Annotated in this window: 13 protein-coding genes; 10 read left to right on the top strand and 3 right to left on the bottom strand. The window is 66.3% G+C overall.

Annotation, left to right across the window (positions count from 1 at the left end):
* Nucleotides 1-34 precede the first annotated feature (34 nt).
* Nucleotides 35-1459: an aldehyde dehydrogenase family protein gene (locus tag DN412_RS12190; RefSeq protein ID WP_115015601.1), complete on the bottom strand. Its 1425-nt coding sequence runs from the start codon at nt 1457-1459 to the stop codon at nt 35-37.
* Nucleotides 1460-1505: 46 nt separating this feature from the next.
* Entirely contained in the window at nt 1506-2324 is an 819-nt protein-coding gene (locus DN412_RS12185; protein ID WP_115015597.1) for an enoyl-CoA hydratase/isomerase family protein, read from the bottom strand.
* Between the two features lie 246 nt (nt 2325-2570).
* Between DN412_RS12185 and DN412_RS12180 the strand changes: the two genes are divergently transcribed.
* From DN412_RS12180 to DN412_RS12165, 4 genes are read left to right on the top strand one after another with little or no spacing between them, the layout of a single operon-like run.
* Nucleotides 2571-3221, top strand: coding sequence for a glutathione S-transferase family protein (locus tag DN412_RS12180; protein WP_115015594.1), 651 nt, complete (start codon nt 2571-2573; stop codon nt 3219-3221).
* 57 nt (nt 3222-3278) lie between these two features.
* Nucleotides 3279-4799, top strand: a complete 1521-nt coding sequence (locus tag DN412_RS12175) for a class I adenylate-forming enzyme family protein (protein WP_115015590.1) — start codon at nt 3279-3281, stop codon at nt 4797-4799.
* Between the two features lie 42 nt (nt 4800-4841).
* The gene (locus DN412_RS12170) at nt 4842-5312 is read left to right on the top strand and encodes a bacteriohemerythrin (protein ID WP_115015586.1); all 471 of its coding nucleotides are present in this window, start codon (nt 4842-4844) and stop codon (nt 5310-5312) included.
* Between the two features lie 47 nt (nt 5313-5359).
* Entirely contained in the window at nt 5360-6160 is an 801-nt protein-coding gene (locus DN412_RS12165) for a DUF2889 domain-containing protein (RefSeq protein WP_161563999.1), read from the top strand.
* A 52-nt stretch (nt 6161-6212) separates the two neighbouring features.
* Here the strand turns inward: DN412_RS12165 and DN412_RS12160 are convergent, their stop codons facing one another.
* Entirely contained in the window at nt 6213-6974 is a 762-nt protein-coding gene (locus DN412_RS12160) for an enoyl-CoA hydratase/isomerase family protein (RefSeq protein WP_115015580.1), read from the bottom strand.
* A gap of 456 nt (nt 6975-7430) precedes the next feature.
* Between DN412_RS12160 and DN412_RS12155 the strand changes: the two genes are divergently transcribed.
* From DN412_RS12155 to DN412_RS12130, 6 genes are all read left to right on the top strand, one after another.
* The gene (locus DN412_RS12155; RefSeq protein WP_161563998.1) at nt 7431-9014 is read left to right on the top strand and encodes a DUF1302 domain-containing protein; all 1584 of its coding nucleotides are present in this window, start codon (nt 7431-7433) and stop codon (nt 9012-9014) included.
* A 22-nt stretch (nt 9015-9036) separates the two neighbouring features.
* A complete protein-coding gene (locus tag DN412_RS12150; protein ID WP_039013912.1) occupies nt 9037-10413 on the top strand; it encodes a DUF1329 domain-containing protein in 1377 nt (458 codons plus the stop codon).
* Between the two features lie 104 nt (nt 10414-10517).
* Entirely contained in the window at nt 10518-11651 is a 1134-nt protein-coding gene (locus DN412_RS12145; protein WP_115015573.1) for a WD40/YVTN/BNR-like repeat-containing protein, read from the top strand.
* 41 nt (nt 11652-11692) lie between these two features.
* A complete protein-coding gene (locus DN412_RS12140) occupies nt 11693-14116 on the top strand; it encodes an efflux RND transporter permease subunit (RefSeq protein ID WP_244222640.1) in 2424 nt (807 codons plus the stop codon).
* 63 nt (nt 14117-14179) lie between these two features.
* Nucleotides 14180-16321 (top strand): acetate--CoA ligase family protein, encoded by a 2142-nt coding sequence (locus tag DN412_RS12135; RefSeq protein ID WP_115015564.1) that lies wholly within the window; start codon nt 14180-14182, stop codon nt 16319-16321.
* Entirely contained in the window at nt 16308-18638 is a 2331-nt protein-coding gene (locus tag DN412_RS12130) for an enoyl-CoA hydratase-related protein (RefSeq protein ID WP_115015560.1), read from the top strand. The genes DN412_RS12135 and DN412_RS12130 overlap by 14 nt, the downstream gene beginning before the upstream one ends.
* Nucleotides 18639-18652: the final 14 nt, after the last annotated feature.

Here is an 18652-nt window from a genome sequence, read left to right as displayed (position 1 = left end):
GGGCAGCCGGCGTCGATCCTTGCGGCACACTCCCTCAGGCCTGTGCCTTGGGAATGAAAATGGACTTGATCTGGGTGAACGACTTCAGCCCCTCCATGCCGTTTTCCACGCCAATGCCGGACTCCTTCTGCCCCGCGAACGGGATGTGCGGCGCGTTCTGCAAGTTCTGGTTGATCCAGACCGTGCCGGTTTCGAGGCGCTTCGCAATCGCTACCGCGTTGTCGACGTTCTTCGACCAGATGGCGCCGGCCAGGCCGTAGTTGCTGTCGTTCGCGCGGCGGATCACGTCTTCCACGTCCGTGAACCGGAGCAGCGGCAGGACCGGGCCGAATGCCTCCTCGGCCACGACGCGCGCATGCTCGGGCGGGTTGTCCACCAGCGTAAGCGGGACGAAGTAGCCGCCGTTGTCGGGCGTCTCGCGGCCGGTGAGCAGCGTCAGGCCCTCGGCGCGGGCTTCGTCGATCAGGCCCAGGAGGCGGCGATGGAGCGGTTCGTTCTGGACGGGGCCGTAGTGGGTGCCCGGCTTCATGCCGTCGTCGACTCTCGCTTCCAGTGCCAGTGCGTGCAGCCGGTCGCGCAGGGCGTCGTAGATATCGTCGTGGATGTACAGGCGCTTGGTGGCCACGCACACCTGCGCGCTGTTGTAGAAGGCGCCGTGGAAGATTTCCCGGGCAACCTGGTCGATGTCGACGTCCGGCATGATGATCGCCACGTCGTTGCCGCCCAGTTCCAGCGTGATGCTCTTCAGGTCGCGCGCGGCGGCTTCCATCACCCGCTTGCCGGTGGCCGTCGAACCCGTGAACGAGATCTTCGCGAAGCCCGGATGGGCGGTCATCAGTGGGCCGAGTTCGTCGCCGCCGGAGAGGACATTGAAGACGCCGGGCGGGAGGATTTCACGCCACAGCTCGGCGAGCTTGAGCGCTAGCAGCGGCGTGAAGGGCGACGGCTTCATCACCATCGTGTTGCCGGCGAGCAAGGCCGGGCCGATCTTCCACGTGGCCAGCAGGAAGGGGAAATTCCACGGCACGATCGCGCAGACTACGCCGAGCGGTTCGTGGTGGATTTCTACGCGCCGCGCAGGCGTGTCTTCGACCACTTCGACCGGCAGGTCTAGCTTCGCCACGGCCTTCAGCCAGAACGAGCCGAACAGGATTTCCTGACGGGCGGCCTCCAGCGGGCGGCCCTGTTCCAGCGTGAAGAGGCGCGCCAGATCGTCGGCGTTCGCCTTGATCGCGTTGGCCGCCGCGTTGATGACGTTCCGGCGTTCCGCGATCGGCAACGCCTTCCAGGCCGGGAGCGCAGCCTGTGCGGCGGCGACGGCGTCGTCGAGATCCTGTGCCGAGGCGGCCGGCGCGGCCGCGAACGGCTGACCGGTCGCGGGGTTCTTCACGTCAAGGCTGCGCGCCGTCGCGCGTGCCTTGCCGCCAATGGTGAGGGTGTAATCGGAAAAGAAGTCCATGCTTGCGTCTCCATCGAGTCGGGCTGATCGGTTCAGAGGGGCGGCCTTACCGGCCGGTAAATGCCGGCGTTCGCTTCTCGGCGAAGGCGCGGGACGCTTCGTGGAAGTCTTCGGTCATCAGGGCCAGCACTTGGGCGTGGTTCTCCACTTCCAGCGCCGCATCGAGGCTGCCGGCTTCCAGGTTGGCCCACATGAGCTGCTTGGTGTGATGGGTCGAATAAGGGCTGTTGCGCAGCACGAGGGCGGCGGTCTCCAGGGCTTGCTCCAGCAGTTGGTCGTCATCGACCGCCGCGGTTACCAGGCCAATGCGCTCCGCCTCGCTCGCCTGCACGGGGCGACCAGACAGCATGATCTCGAACGCGCGCGAAGCGCCGATGAGGCGGGGGAGGTGATAGCTGATGCCGCATTCCCCGGCGGTGAGCCCGATGCGCACCGCGCCGACATGGAACGCGGCGGATCGGGACGCCAGCCGGATGTCGGCCGCCAGCGTCAGCGCGAAGCCCGCACCCACGGCGGCGCCGTTGATCGCGGCGATGATGACCTTGGGGCTTGCGCGCAGGCGGCGGACCATGCCGGCGAACAGTTGCTGCCCGCGGTAGTAGTCGGTCACTGAGGCCGGCGCCTCGATCGGCTCGCCGGAACTGTCGGTCAGAGGGCTGGAGAGATCCCATCCGGCACAGAAGCCACGGCCCGCGCCGGTAAGCAGGATTGCCCTGACCTTCTCGTCGCGGGACAGTTCGTCGAGTGCGTTGGAAAGCCGGCGGACTGTCTGCTGGCTGAGTGCGTTCAGGCGTTCGGGGCGGTTCAGCGTCAGCACCGCGACGCCCGGTCGGCTCTTGTCTATCAGGATCTCGTTCTGATCCATACAATCCTCGCTTCTGGAAGATCAATGTGGTGCGCCAGGCGGCGCGGGCCCCCCTCGGGGAAAGGCGACGCGGGATGCGCTTCACGGGCAGCGGCCGGCGGCACTCCACTTGCGTTGTGGAGGCATCTTAGGTTTGTGCATTCGGCACTGGCAATCGTCGCTTTCGACGATCGGGCCGGCGGCGGCGCCGTGCTCTAATTCCGTCGAACTTCCCCGCAAATCCGTCAGAAAGAAGGAGTCACGAACTTGATCACCCTGTACCATTGCAACGACGCGCGATCGTTCCGCTGCCTCTGGCTGCTGGAGGAAATGAAGCTGCCCTACGAGGCGAAGATCATGGATTTCCCGCCCCGGATCCACGCGCCGGAGTACCTGCGGGTGAATGCGACTGGGTCCGTTCCCTGCCTGCAGGATGGCGCGACGACGCTGAACGAATCGGCGGCGATCCTGGAGTACCTGGCGACCCGCTATCCGTCGGGTGGCCTGGCAGTGGCGCGCGACGATGCAGACTACGGCCAGTGGCTGAACTGGCTGCACTTCGGCGAGGCGTCGCTCACCACGCCGCTGGCGACGCTGATGCGCTACGCATACTTCGAGCCGCCGGAGAGGCGCCAGCCGGCTGTCGTGGCGGATTATCGGGAGTTCTTCTTCAACCGCCTCGCCCTCGTGGAATCGGCGTTGCAGCAGCATGACTATCTGGTGGCCGACCGCTTCACCGCGGCGGACATCAGCGTTGGCTACGCGCTGCTGTTGAGCCGGCTGGTCGGCCTGCAACCGGACCTGCCGCCGGCGGTGCTGTCATACTGGGCGCGCCTGCAGGAGCGTCCCGCCTTCAAGGCCGCGAAGCAGGTGCAGAAGGCATGGTCGAGCCGGCAGGCCGAGGCGGCATCCGCCTGATCCTGCGCTGGAATTGAATAGAAAGCACCTGGTGAACCGGGGCCTGAGAGGAGATTTATGAACGGTACGCTGATCGATGCCATCAAATGGTGGGCGACGGAACGCCGGGACGAACTGGCGATTGTCACCAGCCACGACCGCGTGACGTATGGTGAACTTGGCACCTGGGCGGACGCTGCGTGTGACTGGCTGATCGGGCTCGGACTGCAGGCCGGCGATCGGGTCAGCATCTATGCCACCAACAGTCTCGAATGGTGCGTGATGTCGCAGGCGGTAATGCGCGCGGGCGGCCTGTTGGCGCCGGTAAACCCGCGCTTTACGCTTAGCGAGGCGAGCCATGTCGTCGGCCGCTATGAGCCCCGCTTCATCTTCCACGACCGGGATCGGACGGAACATGCGGTCGCCATTGGCGAGACGGCGCCAGGCATCGGCATCCTGCCGCTGGACGAGATCAGCCGCTTTCGTCACGCGACGCCATCGGGCCGGCCACGCGACCCGGCGATCGGTCCCGACACGCCGGTCGTCATCATTGGCACGAGCGGTTCCACGGGATACCCGAAGGGCGTGGTTTATAGCCACCGCACCATGCTCGGCGGCTTCGCGGACCTCGCGCTTGCAGCCGCGCGGGCGGTCGAGCACCCGCGCGTGATGGTGTTCGGTCCACTGTGTACCTCGGCGGGCTACTACGTGCTGACCGAAATGCTGGTGTATGGCGGCACTGCCTACTTTGAGGACAGCTTTGACCCGGCCAAGGCTCTGCGGCGCGTCGAGACTGACCGGATCACGATCCTGATGGGCGTGCCGGTGTTCTTCGAGCGCATGGTTGCGTGCGAGTCCTTCGCTTCGACCGACCTGTCGTCGATTCGCATGTTGCAATCGGGCGGCGCCCGGGTCTCCCGCCAACTGCTGGAAGCGTGGATGCAGCGGGGGCTGGTCTTCCAGCAGATGTACGGCCAGACCGAAGCCGGCGGCTGCGCCACCATCAATCCCGTTGCCGATGCAGTCAAGTTCCCGGAGAAATGCGGGCGTGGCATGCCGCTGACGCGCATCGCTACGATCGACGCCGACGGCAATTTCTGTCCACCTGGCGTGCCGGGCGAGATCGTCATCAAGGGACCGGCGGTCATGGTCGGCTACTGGTGCGATCCGGAGGCCACCGCGCAGGTGCTGGTCGATGGCTGGCTGCGCACGGGCGACCTGGGCGTGCTAGACGAGAACGGCTTGCTGACCATGCTCGACCGCATCAAGGACATCATCATTTCCGGCGGCATGAACATCTCCGCGGCGGAGGTGGAGCGGGTGATCTCGGAATTCCCGGGGGTCGACGAGGTGGCGGTGATCGCGGCGAAGGACGAGCGCTTCGGCGAGACGCCGATGGCCGCGATCTACGCGCCGGGCGGCATCGAGATACCGGCGCTGATCGCCCACTGCTGCAAGCATCTTAGCGACTATAAGGTGGTGCGCTACGTCGCGGTCCGCGACGAGCCGCTGCCCCGCCTCGCCGCGGGGAAGATCTCCAAGCCGGAATTGCGCAAGCAGTACGCCGATGCGCACCTTACATTGCCGAAAGTGCGCTGACGGCGCGACTCCAAACCACCCGTCCCCCTGACAGAGAACAAGATGTCCGCTGAGCACGTTGACGAACTGGCCTGGAATGACAACCTGCTCCTTGGCTACGAGCCGATGGATGCGGTGCATCGCGAATTCGTGGCGCAAATCGCGTCCTTGTCGCAATGCGCCGAGGAAGACCTCGCGGACGGCCTGGCGCGCCTCCACGAGCACCTGAAGGAGCACTTCGATGCCGAGGACGCGCTCATGGTCCAGCACGACTTCCCGCCGCGCGATTGCCATATCGACGAGCATGCGGCCGTCCTGAAGTCGGCGCGGGACGTGCTGGCGCTGGTGCAGGAGGGGGACGTCGCCATCGGCCGGGACTTTGTCGCGCACCTTGCCGACTGGTTCCCCGGCCACACCACTCATCTCGATTCGGCCCTGGCGCACTGGATGGTTAAGCGTCTGCATGGCGGGAAGCCGGTTGTCCTGCGCCGCCACATGAGCTTCGATCACGGCGCGGCCGAGCTGTCTGCATAGCCCTTATGCCCTCTGTGCCCCTCATGCCGGACGTTCCCGGAACCAAGATGATCACTGACGCAAGCCTGCGAACCATGCCGCAACGGGCGGAGTACGGAAACGGTGTCTACGTGCGGTCCCTGCAGATCAGCACCCCATCACCGGGACAGGTCTGCCTGGCGATGGAGGACATTGGCCACGCCTTCCAGATATCGCTGACGCACCAGGATGGCGTGGTGACCAGCGTCGGCAGCGCGTGGCACCGGCAGCCGCTCACCAGTTGCGCGGGCGCGGGTAACGCGCTGGAGGTCATGGTGGGCAGCCGGCTGTCGGACAGCCTGTTCGACATTGCCCGCCAGACGGACGCCAGCCAGCAATGCACGCACATGTTCGACATGTTCTGCCTGGCCGCGACGCATGCCTGGCATGGCAGGGAAGATCGTCGCTACGACGTGGTCGTGCCAGACAGCCAGGGCGACGAAATGGTCGTTGCCACGCTGGGCGTGAACGGCGTGCCGACGTTGAACTTCACGATGGAGAACTACGAGCGAATCGTGGCGCCGGAGGCATGCCGGGGGCTGAGCGTGTTCAGGGGATTCATGTCGTGGGTGCGCACCAATGTCCCCGCTGACCAGCATGAGCACTACTTCGTCATGCAGAAGGCGCTGTTCGTGGCACGCGGACAGAAGATCGACATGGAAGCCACGGTTGGCATGAAGGCGGCATTGTCCGGACCGCCGGAGGGGACATGCTATGGCTCGCAGGCGGCGCGCTATGGGGAGGCGGTCCGGCTTGCCACGATGCGCCGCTTCGACAAGGATTCGGTCACCGACGTGCTGACGTTTTTTCGGCCAGGCCAGACGCTGTAGCCGGAGGCGCGACAAGCGCGCCCGTGCGAATGCATGGGGCGCGCCACTGCACTCAGTCGCGTCGCTTACTCAGGAATGTATCGAACGTCTCCCGGCCGCCGAGCGGGCGCATGACAGTGGCCAGCGCCAGTTGCTCGGCGTGGAACTGGTCATCCAGGCTGTGGCCGATGCCCTCGTCGATCAGGCGCTTGACCCATTGCGTGCCGATCGGAGGCATGGCTGCGATCTGCCGCGCCTTCTCCAGGGCGGTCTGCAACAACGCTTCGCGCGGCACGACTTCGTGGTACAGCCCGATCGCCAGTGCCTCCTCGGCACCCACCACTCGCCCGGTCAGCAGGATTTCTTTGGCGCGCGCCGCCCCCACGATATGCGGAAGCTGCCAGGCGCCCTCGGCCGCGCCATGCAGCGCGGCGGCGACGCGGAAGCTGACTTCGTGACACGCGATGCGGATATCGGCCGCCATCGCATAGAGCGCGCCCACGCCGTGCGCCAACCCGTTCATTGCAGCGATCACCGGCTTCGGATGCCGGGCAATGGCCCGTATGACGGGGCAGCGATGGATGGTGGCCAGCAGCATGGCGTCGGCGTCCATGCCTGACATTTCCTTGATGTCGTAGCCCGAGCTGAAGGCGCGCTCTCCCGCGCCGGTCAGCACGATGGCGCGCACCGTTGCGTCGGAGGCAGCGTCGCGCAGCGCGTCTGCCAGCGCATCCGCCAGTTCGACTGTCACGGCATTCATCGCGAATGGCCGGTTGATCGTCAGTTGGACCACGCCGTCGAATGGCCGATGGTTGATCAGCGATGGCTCGTTCATCGTTCTGTCTCCAATGGTGGAAATTGTGCTTCACGGCAATGCGGAAATCCAGACCTGCCGCGGATTCCGAATCCTATGTCGGATTGAATACCCCGTATCGAGAATTCCCATGTCACCGCGAGAAATCGTCGAAAACGACGAGTGTTACGACCGCCAGACACCTTGACGGAAGCGAAGTAATTCGCCACGTCGTCGACCGTTCATCCCCACCCTGTTGCACGCGCGGGAAATCGTCGAAAGGGACGATCGTTTGACGCGCCATCCCTCAGTAACCTACTTCCAGCATTACCCGCGATCTCGCATCGATAGCCATTGCACTATCGCGGAAATAGTCCGGAAAGAGACAAGAAGTGAATTCAGAAATGTGCGGTCTGCACAGGAATCGAATTTAAAAGGGTGGGAGACAAAGTGATGGGAGACATGGTGAACAGAAAGGAAGGTGATGGCTGCCGGCGAATGGGCGGCAGTCGCCGTCTCAATGCCGGCCTGCGGATTGCGCTTTCAGGCGCCCTGGTGATGGTCGCGGTGCCGGCCCTGTCGATGGAGTTCGACACCGGCGAATCGGACGTCAAGGTGCGCTGGGACAACACACTGCGCTACAGCCTCGGCAACCGCCTGCAGAATGCGAGCAATAGCATCAACAATGCCGCCGGCTTCCCGTTCGATCAGAGCAACTCGCTCTTCAAGAAGGGTGACTTCTTCACCAACCGGCTCGACTGGCTGAGCGAACTGGACATGCGGTACAAGGAGTTCGGCGCGCGCGTCAGTACTGCCGCCTGGTACGACGCCTCCTACGGCAGCAACGCCGCGCATACGAACAATCCGTCCGCATACGTGAACGACCGCTTTACGTCGCCGGTCACTCGGTACTACCGCGGCCCGTCGGGCGAAGTCCTCGACGCCTTCGTCTTCGGCCGCGCGGACGTCGGCACGGTCCCGGTCGATGTGCGCCTCGGCAAGCATGCAGTGATCTGGGGCGAGGGATTGTTCGGGAGCACCAACTCGGTGGCTTACTCGCAAGCACCGTCTGATTCGAACAAGGCCGTGGCCAATCCGGGCGCCTCGGCCAAGGAAACCGCGCTGCCCGTCTGGCAGATGTCGGCGATCGCGCAACTCACGGACGAGGTCAGCGTTGCCGGGCAGTACACCTTTAGCTGGGCCACGAACCGGCTGCCAGAAGGCGGCACCTACTTCGGCGCCGCCGACACCATCCTGCTCGGGCCGAACGTGGGGCGCGAAGGCGCCGTCAACGGGAAGGGCGGCGACATCGGCCTGTCGGCGCGGTGGCGGCCGGACTGGCTCGACCAGGGCACCATCGGCATGTACTACCGCAACTTCGACGAAAAGAACCCCTGGGCATCGCAGCTCGATACGACGACCGGCCTGCGCCGCGCCGTCTATGCACGCGACGTCAACCTGTACGGCCTGAGCCTGGCGAAGATGGTGGGCGGCGTTTCGCTTGGCAGCGAGGTCTCGTACCGCACCAACATGCCGCTGAACAGCCGGGGCCAGGCGGGGCCCGACTCCTACGGTGCCCGCGGCGAAACATTCCATGCGCTGCTGAATGGCGTCAAGACGTTCGGCCAGTCGCCGGTGTTCTCGTCGGCAGCGCTGGCGACCGAACTCGCCATGACGAGTCTGGTCAAGGTAACGGATAACGCGGCGGCTTATCGCGGCAACGGCAATGCGGCGGCCGGGTGCACCACCACCGACATCGTCGCGGGCTGCTCGACGCGGACGTTCTGGACGTTCGGCGTGTCCTTTACGCCGACGTGGACCCAAGTGTTCCCGGGCGTCGACCTCTCGATGCCGTTGTTCTACTCCATCAATTTCAAGGGATCGGCGCCGACGAACAGCGGCGGCTTCGAAGGCGCGCAGACCGTGAAGGTCGGTCTGTCCGCCGCGGTGTACCAGCGTCACTTCATCGACCTGTCGTTCAACTACTACCACGGCAAGACGGACCCCGCGCGCGGTCTGGTGCTGGGGGCGCCGTACAACGACAAGGCCAACCTGATGCTGACTTATCAAACGTCGTTCTGACGTGCAGAGAGAAGGAGACAACATGAAACTACGATCGAAGATCGCCGCCATCGCGTCGCTGGCGCTGATTGCCGGCACGGCGCATGCCGCCGTTAGCGCCGACCAGGCGAAGCAACTGGGCTCGACGCTGACTGCCGTCGGCGCCGAGAAGGCCGCCAACAAGGACGGGACCATTCCTGTCTACGATGGCGGTCTGCCGACCAACCTCGATCCTTCCGGCTTCAAGAAGGACTCGGGCAAGTGGGTGAATCCGTTCGCCAGCGAGAAGCCGCTGTTCACGATCACCGCTGCGAACATGGACAAGTACGGCGACAAGCTCTCGGAGGCCAGCAAGGCCCTCTTCAAGCGCTTCCCCGACTACCGGATGGACGTTTACAAGACGCACCGCACGGCGAACTGGCCGCAGTTCTTCCTCGACAAGACCCTGCACAACGCCACCACGGCCAAGCTCGGGAAGGATGGCATGGCGGTCGAAGGCGCCGACGGCGGCATTCCGTTCCCGATCCCGAAGAGCGGCCTGGAGGTCATGTACAACCAGCAACTGCGCTACGTCGGTACGGCGGCCAAGGGCTGGGTGCGCAACATCTACGTGGACAGCACGGGCAAGATCGTCCAGTCCGGTGAAGTGCAGTACGACCAGGACTATCCGTACAACTGGCCGGCCGACTGGCCGAAAAACGTCGACCGCCAGTCCTTCCTGCGCATGGCGCTGAACTTCACCGGCCCGACCCGCGCCGTGGGCGACGCCAACGTGTGGCAGGACAACACCGACTTCGAGGACAAGCCGCGCCGCGCTTACGCGTACTCGGCCAGCACGCGCCGCGTCCGCCTCGCGCCGGACATCTCCTATGACACGCCGATTGCCTCGGCCGGTGGTGTGATGGTCTATGACGACGCCTACATGCTGTCGGGCAAGATGGATCGCTGGGACATGAAGCTGGTCGGCAAGAAGGAAATGTACATCCCGTACAGCTCCTACGATGTCCACTTCAACGTCAAGAGCGACCAACTGCTCGGACCGAAGTTCATGAATCCGGATTTCGTGCGCTGGGAGCTGCATCGGGTGTGGGTGGTGGAAGCCACGCTCAAGCCGGGCGCCCGTCACGTCTACAGCAAGCGCGTGTTCTATATCGACGAAGACTGGTCCGGCGCCGGCGTGGCCGACATGTACGACCATGCGGGCAAGATCTACAAGGGCACCTTCATGGGCATGACCCAGCTTTACGACAAGCAGGTGCCGTGGTCGTGGCCGTACTGGACGTATGACCTGTCGACGGGCGCCTATGCCATCGCCTCCGCGGCGGGGGACGGCCCCAACCTCGGCTGGTTCATCCTCGACAAGCCGCACGCCAACTCCAAGTTCGTGCCGGACGCCATGCAGGCGCGCAGCGGACGCTGACCTGCCGGCAATCCACGCAGCAGCGGTCCGGTGCAACCCGGTTGACCGGACCGCTCCCCGAATCTCCCGCATCGCTTCGCTCCACAAACGTCTCGAGGTCTTTCATGTATCCAGCGATAAGGATAGGTCTTGCCGCGGCCACGCTCCTCGGCGCTCAACTGGCAAGCGCCGCGCCAAACGTCTTCCTGGACCCGCTGGACCAGCCGGCGCGGATGAGCGTCAATGCCGAGCGTGCCATGCTGGTGGGTGCCACGCGCACCCCGGACGGCCGGCTGGTCGTGGTCGGCAGGCGGGGTGTCGTGCTGACCTCCGATGACAACGGCGCCCACTGGAAGCAGGCGAAGGTGCCTGTGTCGACGGACCTCCTGGCCGTGAATTTCCCGACGGCCACGCAGGGTTGGGCGGTCGGGCATGCCGGTGTGGTGCTTCACACGCACGACGGCGGTCTGACCTGGGAGCGGCAACTCGACGGCCGCACCCTGCCGGACCTGCTCATCAAGCACAGCAAGCCGGCGGCGGACGCCGGCGACGAACGCGCGCGCCGCGACCTGCAGGAAGCGGAACTCTTCAAGGCCGACGGCCCGGGCCGTCCGCTGTTCGACGTGCGCTTCACCGACGCCACGCACGGTATCGCCATCGGCGCGTACAACCTGGCATTGCGCACCGACGACGGCGGCCGCAACTGGCACCCGATCGGCGAACAGATCGACAACCCGCAGAACATGCATCTCTACGGCCTCGCCAGCGCCGCCGGCACGCTCTGGATAGCCGGCGAGCAGGGACTGGTCCTGAAGCAGGACCCGGCCACCGGGCGCTTCGAGCGCGTGGCCACGCCCTATCCGGGCACCTTCTTCGGCATTGCGGGCAATGGCGACGACGTTGCCGTGTTCGGTCTCCGGGGCAATGCCCTGCGCAGCCGCGATGCCGGCAAAAGCTGGGAGCGCCTGGACACCGGCACGCAAAGCAACCTGACCGGCGGGATTTTCCTGGCCGGCGGCCGCCTGATCCTGACCAGCGCGGCCGGCGAACTGCTGGAAGCGGGCGCCGCCACAAACAAGATGAACCGTCTTGCACAAGGCAGCCCGGTGCCAGTCTTCGGCGTGAGCAAAACCCGCGACGGGCAACTGCTGCTGACCGGCGCGCATGGCGTGCGCGTGGTCGCGCCGGGTGCGGCCGGCCAGCCGGTCGCCACGGTGGCGGGCGCGATGTCCGCTGGCAACAGCATCAAATCGGAATGAGGTCGCCCATGCATGTACAGCAGAATGGAACGGATGCACCGATGACGGAAGCGACTTCCGCATTCGATCCCAAATCCGGCAACGTCCTGGAACGCCTGGTCTTCAATCACCGCCCTTGGGTCCTGGCATTGGCGGTGCTGATCACGGTCGTCCTCGGCTTCCTGGCCGCGAAACTGGAAGTCAACGCGAGCTTCGACAAGCTCCTCCCGCAGACCCATACCTACATCCGCAACTACCTGGAGAACCGCGGCGAGTTGCGCGGGCTGGGCAACAACCTGCGGGTGGTGGTCGAGAACACCGAGGGCGACATCTACGACCGCGAGTACCTCGAAGCGATGCGCGCGGTCAACGACACGCTGTTCCTCCTGCCGGGCGTCAATCGCCCCTTCATGAAGTCGATCTGGACATCGGGCGTGCGCTGGGTCGAGGTCACCGAGGAAGGCTATCGGGGCGGCGCGGTCCTGCCGGCGAACTACAACGGCTCGCCGCAATCCATTGCCGACCTGCGGACCAACGTCGGCCGCGCCAACCTGGTCGGCACCCTGGTTGCGAACGACCTGCGCTCCAGCATGATCGTAGTGCCGCTGCTGGATCGCTACGCGGATACCGGCGAACGCATCGACTACGGCCGGCTCGGCCGCGATATCGAGAGCCAACTGCGCGCCAAGTCGGCTAGCCTCGTCCCCGGCAAGCCCGGCAAGATCAAGATCCACGTGGTCGGCTTCGGCAAGCTGGCTGGCGACCTGATCGAGGGCCTGCGCGAGGTGATGCTGTACTTCGCCTTCACGGCGGCGATCGCAGCCGGACTGATCTACGCTTATACCCGCTGCGTCCGCAGCACGGTGCTGGTGCTGTCGTGCTCCGTCGTGGCGGTGGTGTGGCAACTCGGGCTGGTGCGGCTGTTCGGCTACGAGCTGGACCCGTATTCGATGCTGGTGCCCTTCCTCGTGTTCGCCATCGGTGTCTCGCACGGCGCGCAGAAGATGAACGGCATCATGCAGGACGTGGGCCGCGGCATGGACAAGTACGTGGCCGCCCGCTACACGTTCCGCCGCCTCTTCCTCGCCGGCTTCACCGCGCTGATGGCCGACGTGGTGGGCTTCGCTGTGCTGGCAGTGATCGACATCCCGGTCATCCGCGACCTTGCCGTCACCGCCAGCCTGGGCGTGGCCATGCTTGTGTTCACCAACCTGATCCTAGTGCCGACGCTACTGTCGTACATGGGCGTGAGCGGCCGGGCGGCGCAGCACAGCCTGCGCAGCGACGAGGCGACGGATTCCGGGCGCGGCCTCGGCAAGCTGTGGGACCTGCTCGACCGCTTCACCGAACGCCGCTGGGCCCTGCCGACGGTGCTGGCTGCGGCAGCGCTGGCCCTGGGCGGCTTCGTCGTCAGCCTGCACCTGCAGATCGGCGACCTTGACCCGGGGGCGCCGGAACTGCGCGCGAACTCGCGCTACAACCTCGACAACGCCTACATCACTTCGCACTATGGGCTGTCGTCCGACCAGTTCGCGGTCATCGTCAAGTCCGAGCGGGACGGCTGCCTGAAGCCGCAGGTACTGATGGACATTGACCGCCTGGACGCCACCCTGCGCGACGTGGAAGGCGTGCAGACGACTACGTCGCTGGCCGACGCCGTCGCCAACGTCTCGGCCGGGCTGAACGAGGCGGCGCCGAAGTGGATTTCGGTCAGCCATAACCAGAACCTCGTCAACACGGCGGTGCTGCGCGCGCAGGACGCCAATCCTGATGTGGTCAATTCAAGCTGCTCGGTGACTCCGGTAGTGGCCTACCTGACGGATCACCGCGCTGACACCCTCGGCCGCGTGCTGGAAGCCACCGAGCAGTTTGCCGCCACCCACGACCGCGCCGACGTGCGCTTCCTGCCGGCGGCCGGTTCGGCGGGCATCGAGGCGATCACGAACATCGTCGTGAAGCAGGCCAATCGGACCATGATCGTCCTCGTCTACCTGTCGGTGATCGTGCTTTGCATGATTACCTTCCGTAGCTGGCGCGCCACGGTCGTGACGATCCTGCCGCTGATCCTGACCTCCATCCTGTGCGAGGCCTTGATGGTCAAGCTCGGCATGGGCGTGAAGGTGGCCACGCTGCCGGTGATCGCGCTGGGCGTGGGCATCGGCATGGACTACGCCCTCTACCTCGTCAGCGCGCAACTGACGCTGATGCGTCAGGGCGCGGACCTGGCGGAAGCCTATCGTGGCGCCGTGCGCTTCACGGGCAAGGTCGTCGCGCTGGTCGGCATCACGCTGGCCGCGGGCGTGGGTGCGTGGGCGTTCTCTCCCATCAAGTTCCAGGCCGACATGGGCATCCTGCTGACCTTCATGTTCCTGTGGAACATGGTCGGCGCCCTGGTCCTGATCCCGAGCCTTTCGCACTTCCTGCTGAAGAAAGTTCCGGCCAGGGCGCAGGCAGGCGCTGCGCTCAAGCCCCTAGAAGCCAATTGACCGCCAAATGACCGCCGGTGAGCACCGGCGTGCCCGCCCGTATCCGCAACAGAGAGCCATAAAGTGCAAAACGCTACAGCACCCCGCCCCCAAACCAAAGCCTCGCTCGAACGGCTGTTCAACCCGCGCTCGATCGCGCTGGTCGGCGCGACTGAACGGTCTATCTGGTCGACGGCCGCATACGACAACCTGATGCGCTTCGGCTTTTCAGGCAAGCTTCATTTCATCAACCCCAAGGGCGGCACCTTCTTCGGTGCGCCGGCAGCGACAAGCTGCGCCGCCACCGGCGAGGAAATCGACGCCGCGCTGCTGATGGTGCCGGAATCGAAGATGGCCGAGGTCTTCGACGATCTCGAGCAGGCCGGCGTGTGTGGCTCGGTCATCCTGTCGGCCGGCTTTGCCGAGGTGGGCGAATCCGGCGCCGACCGGCAGCGCAGGATGGCGGACGCCGCACGTGCGGCAGGCATCCGCATCCTTGGGCCCAACTGCCTCGGTTTCGCCAATTTCGTGGCGAGCACGCCGATCTGGACCACGCCGCTGCGCCGGCCAATGGCGAATCCCAATGTCGCGCTCGTCTCGCAAAGCGGGTCGGTGGCGAGCCAACTGGAGCAGTTCGCCTACCAGCAGCGCGTTGGCCTGACGCACATGATTTCCACCGGCAACGAGGCGGATATCGACGTGGCCGACGCCATCGAATACCTGGCGCGGCTGCCGGAACCGAAGGCGATCGCGCTGTTCCTGGAATCGGTGCGCAACCCGGCGCGCTTCATCGATGCCGTGAAGGCCGCCGGCGCCGCCGGCAAGCAGGTTGTGGTGCTGAAGGTCGGCAGCAGCGAGGCCGCCGCCCGCGCCGCGCAGGCGCATACCGGCTCGCTGGTGGGCGACGACCGCGTCTTCGACGCGATGTGCCGCCAGGTCGGCATCTCGCGCGTGCATTCGATGGAGGAACTGGTCGTGACGGCGGACCTGTTCGCACGGCTCGGTCCTGTGCGGGGCAAGGGATTGGCGGTGTCGGCGATGTCGGGCGGCCTGTGCGAAATCGTGACGGACCAGGCGGAAGCCGGCGGCATCCCGATTCCCCAACTCGCGGAGCAAACCACCGGTGCGCTGCGCGAGACGCTGCCCGCGCTCGCGACACCCGCGAACCCGCTCGACCTGACGGGCGCCGCCATGCTCCAGCCCGAACTGATTTCGCGCACGCTGGCGACGCTGGCCGGTGACGCGTCGGTCGGCATCCTGGGCTTCATGTTCGAGGCGCCGCTCAAGGAGGACAAGCGCGGTGCGGCGCGGATGTTCATCAAGCATGTCGGCGAGGGCTTCAAGACCACCGGCAAGCCGTGCCTGATGATGAGCAGCACGTTCTCGGCGGTGAATGCCGATGCGCGGGCGTTGACCGAGGAGTGCGGCGTCGTGTATTCGGGCGGAGGCGTGCGCCACTGCCTGAGCGCGATCGGGCACCTGCTGCGCCGGGGGGAATGGGAAGCGCGCCAGACCAGGGCGGCCGTCGTCGCGGCGTCGGCGCAGGTTGCCGGCGGCCGTCCCGCCACCGAGCGGCAGGTGCTGGATTACCTGGCCGCCCAGGGGGTGCCGGTCGTGCCGGCGAGCATCGTCGATTCCGCTGACGAGGCCGTGCGCGTGGCTGCCTCCCTCGGCGAGCCGGTCGCGCTCAAAATCCTGTCGCCCGACATCGCGCACAAGACCGAAGTCGGCGGCGTGGTGCTCAACGTGCGCGGCAACGATGCCGTGCGCACGGCATACGACCGGATCATGGCCTCCGTCAGCGCGGCTCGTCCGGAGGCGCGTATCAGCGGCGTGATCGTCTCGCCCATGCGGACCACGGGCGTGGAACTGTTCGTCGGTACGCTGCACGACCCGCAATGGGGCCCGGCCATCGTCGTCGGTCTCGGCGGCGTCTTTGTCGAGGCGCTCAAGGACACCAGCATGCGCCTGCTGCCCATCAGCGAGCAGGATGCGCTGGCGATGTTCGACGAACTGCGCGGCCGCGCGCTGCTAGACGGCTTCCGTGGCGCCGCCGCCGTGGACCGCCAGGCGCTGGCGCGCGTCGTGGTGGACATCGGCCAGGCGGCCCTCGCCCTCGGCCCGGACCTCGTATCGCTCGAGATCAACCCCTTGCTGGCCGATGGCGTCCGGATCGAAGCGCTGGACGGCCTGACCGAATGGAGCACTGTCAATGAACAAGCCTGAGCACATTCCCGTGATCGTCGGCGTCGGCGAGTTCGTCGACCGGCCCGCCGATCCCGCGCAGTCGCAGGAGCCGCTGGCGCTGATGGCGGAAGCCTTGCGCGCCGCCGAGGCCGACAGTGGCGGCGCGCTGCTGTCCCGCGTCGAATCCATCGAAGTCGTCGGTTTCGTGAGCTGGCGCTATGCCGACCCCGTCACGCAGCTTTGCCAGCGCCTCGGCATCGACCCGGCGCGCAAGGTCAACGCCAGCATTGGCGGCGAGACGCCGACCCGCCTGGTCCACGAAGCCGCCGTGCGCATCGCGCGGGGCGAGCAGGCGGTGGCCGCCATCGTCGGGGGCGAGGCGATGCATGCCCGCGCCCGGGCCCGCAAGGACAAGGTAAAGCTGGACTGGAGCCCGCTGGTCTCGAAGGACGATGCGGTGGAGTTCCCCTCCAGCCGGTTCGCGATGAGTCGCGTGGCGAAGCGCCTGCGCGTGATGGACCCGGCGCAGGTCTACCCGCTGTACGAGATGGCAGTGCAGGCGGCATGGGGCCAGTCGCCGCAGCAGGCGCAGGCCGAGTCGGCCCGCCTGTGGGCGCAGTACGCCGGCGTGGCGGCCACGAATCCGTCCGCGTGGATCGGCAAGGCGCCGGACGCGCAGGCCATCGCGGAGGTCAGCGAGCAGAACCGCCTGATCAACTGGCCCTATCCGAAGCTGATGGTGGCCAATCCACAGGTCAACCAGGCGGCGGCGGTCATCGTCACGAGCCTTGCGGCGGCGCGTGCCGCCGGGGTGCCGGAAGACCGCATGGTGCATATCTGGGGCGGCGCGCATGCGTGCGAGCCGGAAGACTATTTGCTGCGCGACGGTTACGCGCACAGCACCGCGCAGGCGGCGGTGCTGCGTCGGGCGACGGAGTTCGTCGGCGGCGATGCGCGCCGCTTCGACAAGCTGGAACTGTATAGCTGCTTCCCGGTCGTGCCAAAAATGGCGCTGCGCACGCTGGGCCTCGATCCCGCCGGACATGTGCCGACGGTGACCGGCGGCCTGACCTTCTTCGGTGGCCCCCTGAACAACTACATGGGCCACGCCATCTGCGCGATGGTGCGCGCGTTGCGCGCGGCGCCGGGCGAGGTCGGCCTGCTGTACGGGCAGGGCGGCTATGTCAACAAGCATCACACGCTGGTTGTCAGCATGCAGCCGCCGGCCGCCCCGCTGGCGCTGGAGTATTCCGTGCAGGACGAGGCGGATCGCACGCGCGGCGAGGTGCCGGCGCTGGTGGAGGACTACCAGGGCCCGGCCACCGTCGAGACCTATACCGTGCAGTACGCGCGGGATGGCAAGCCGCTCAATGGCATCGTGATCGGACGCACGCCCGCCAACCAGCGCGTGATGGCGAAAGTCATGACGGACGATGGTGCCTCGATGGAACTGCTGCTCTCCACCGCGCGCACCGCCGTTGGCAGCATGGGGCACGTGCGGATCGACACCTTCGGCCTGCCCGTCTGGGAAGCCGGCGCCGAACCGCGCGATCGCCGGCAACTGCCGCACCGGTATTGCAGCGTGACGCGCGAAGGCCACCTGACGATCGTCATGATCAACCGTCCCGAGTCCATGAACTGCCTGCACCCGGCCGCCAACGCGGAACTGGCCGAGGTGTTCGACGCGTTCGACCGCGACCCGTCGCAATGGGTGGCGATCATCACCGGCGCGGGCGACCGTGCCTTCTGCGCCGGCAACGATCTCAAGTTCACCGCTACCGCGATGGCGCGCGGCGAAAGCATCGAGCCGCCCCTGACCGGCTTTGCCGGCCTGACTGCCCGCTTCGGCCGCACCAAGCCGGTGATCGCGGCAGTGAACGGCGTGGCGATGGGCGGCGGCTTCGAGATCGCGCTGGCGTGCGACCTGATCGTCGCCGCCGACAATGCGGTGTTCGCCCTGCCGGAACCGAAGGTCGGCCTTGCCGCGCTGGCGGGCGGGCTGCTCCGGCTGCCGCAGCAGATTCCGCTGAAGCAGGCGATGGGGATGATCCTGACCGGCCGGCGCGTGGGCGCGCAGGAGGGGCTGTCGCTCGGCTTCGTCAACCAGGTCACCTCGCCGGGCGGCTTGATGGAGGCGGCCCGGCGCCTTGCGGCAGAGATCATGGCCTGCAGCCCGATGTCGATACGCGCGTCCGTGGAGATCGTCAACAAAGGCCTGGCGGAGCCGACGATGGCGGATGCCTACATCCGGCAGAACCGCTATCCGGCGGTGGCCGGCCTGTTCCGGTCGGACGACGTGCGCGAGGGTCCGCTGGCGTTTGCGCAGAAGCGCGCGCCGCAGTGGAAGGGCGAGTAGGCCCGGACAGCAGC

This window comes from Cupriavidus lacunae (assembly GCF_003353055.1).
Lineage (GTDB): Bacteria > Pseudomonadota > Gammaproteobacteria > Burkholderiales > Burkholderiaceae > Cupriavidus > Cupriavidus lacunae.
This window is presented reverse-complemented; position numbering and strand designations above follow the sequence as displayed.

Bases quoted from the DNA above. Each gene is read 5' to 3' on its own strand.
- DN412_RS12190 (WP_115015601.1), bottom strand. From the start codon at position 1,459: ATGGACTTCTTTTCCGATTACACCCTCACCATTGGCGGCAAGGCACGC.
- DN412_RS12185 (WP_115015597.1), bottom strand. From the start codon at position 2,324: ATGGATCAGAACGAGATCCTGATAGACAAGAGCCGACCGGGCGTCGCG.
- DN412_RS12175 (WP_115015590.1), top strand. From the start codon at position 3,279: ATGAACGGTACGCTGATCGATGCCATCAAATGGTGGGCGACGGAACGC.
- DN412_RS12170 (WP_115015586.1), top strand. From the start codon at position 4,842: ATGTCCGCTGAGCACGTTGACGAACTGGCCTGGAATGACAACCTGCTC.
- DN412_RS12165 (WP_161563999.1), top strand. From the start codon at position 5,360: ATGATCACTGACGCAAGCCTGCGAACCATGCCGCAACGGGCGGAGTAC.
- DN412_RS12160 (WP_115015580.1), bottom strand. From the start codon at position 6,974: ATGAACGAGCCATCGCTGATCAACCATCGGCCATTCGACGGCGTGGTC.
- DN412_RS12155 (WP_161563998.1), top strand. From the start codon at position 7,431: ATGGGCGGCAGTCGCCGTCTCAATGCCGGCCTGCGGATTGCGCTTTCA.
- DN412_RS12150 (WP_039013912.1), top strand. From the start codon at position 9,037: ATGAAACTACGATCGAAGATCGCCGCCATCGCGTCGCTGGCGCTGATT.
- DN412_RS12145 (WP_115015573.1), top strand. From the start codon at position 10,518: ATGTATCCAGCGATAAGGATAGGTCTTGCCGCGGCCACGCTCCTCGGC.
- DN412_RS12140 (WP_244222640.1), top strand. From the start codon at position 11,693: ATGACGGAAGCGACTTCCGCATTCGATCCCAAATCCGGCAACGTCCTG.
- DN412_RS12130 (WP_115015560.1), top strand. From the start codon at position 16,308: ATGAACAAGCCTGAGCACATTCCCGTGATCGTCGGCGTCGGCGAGTTC.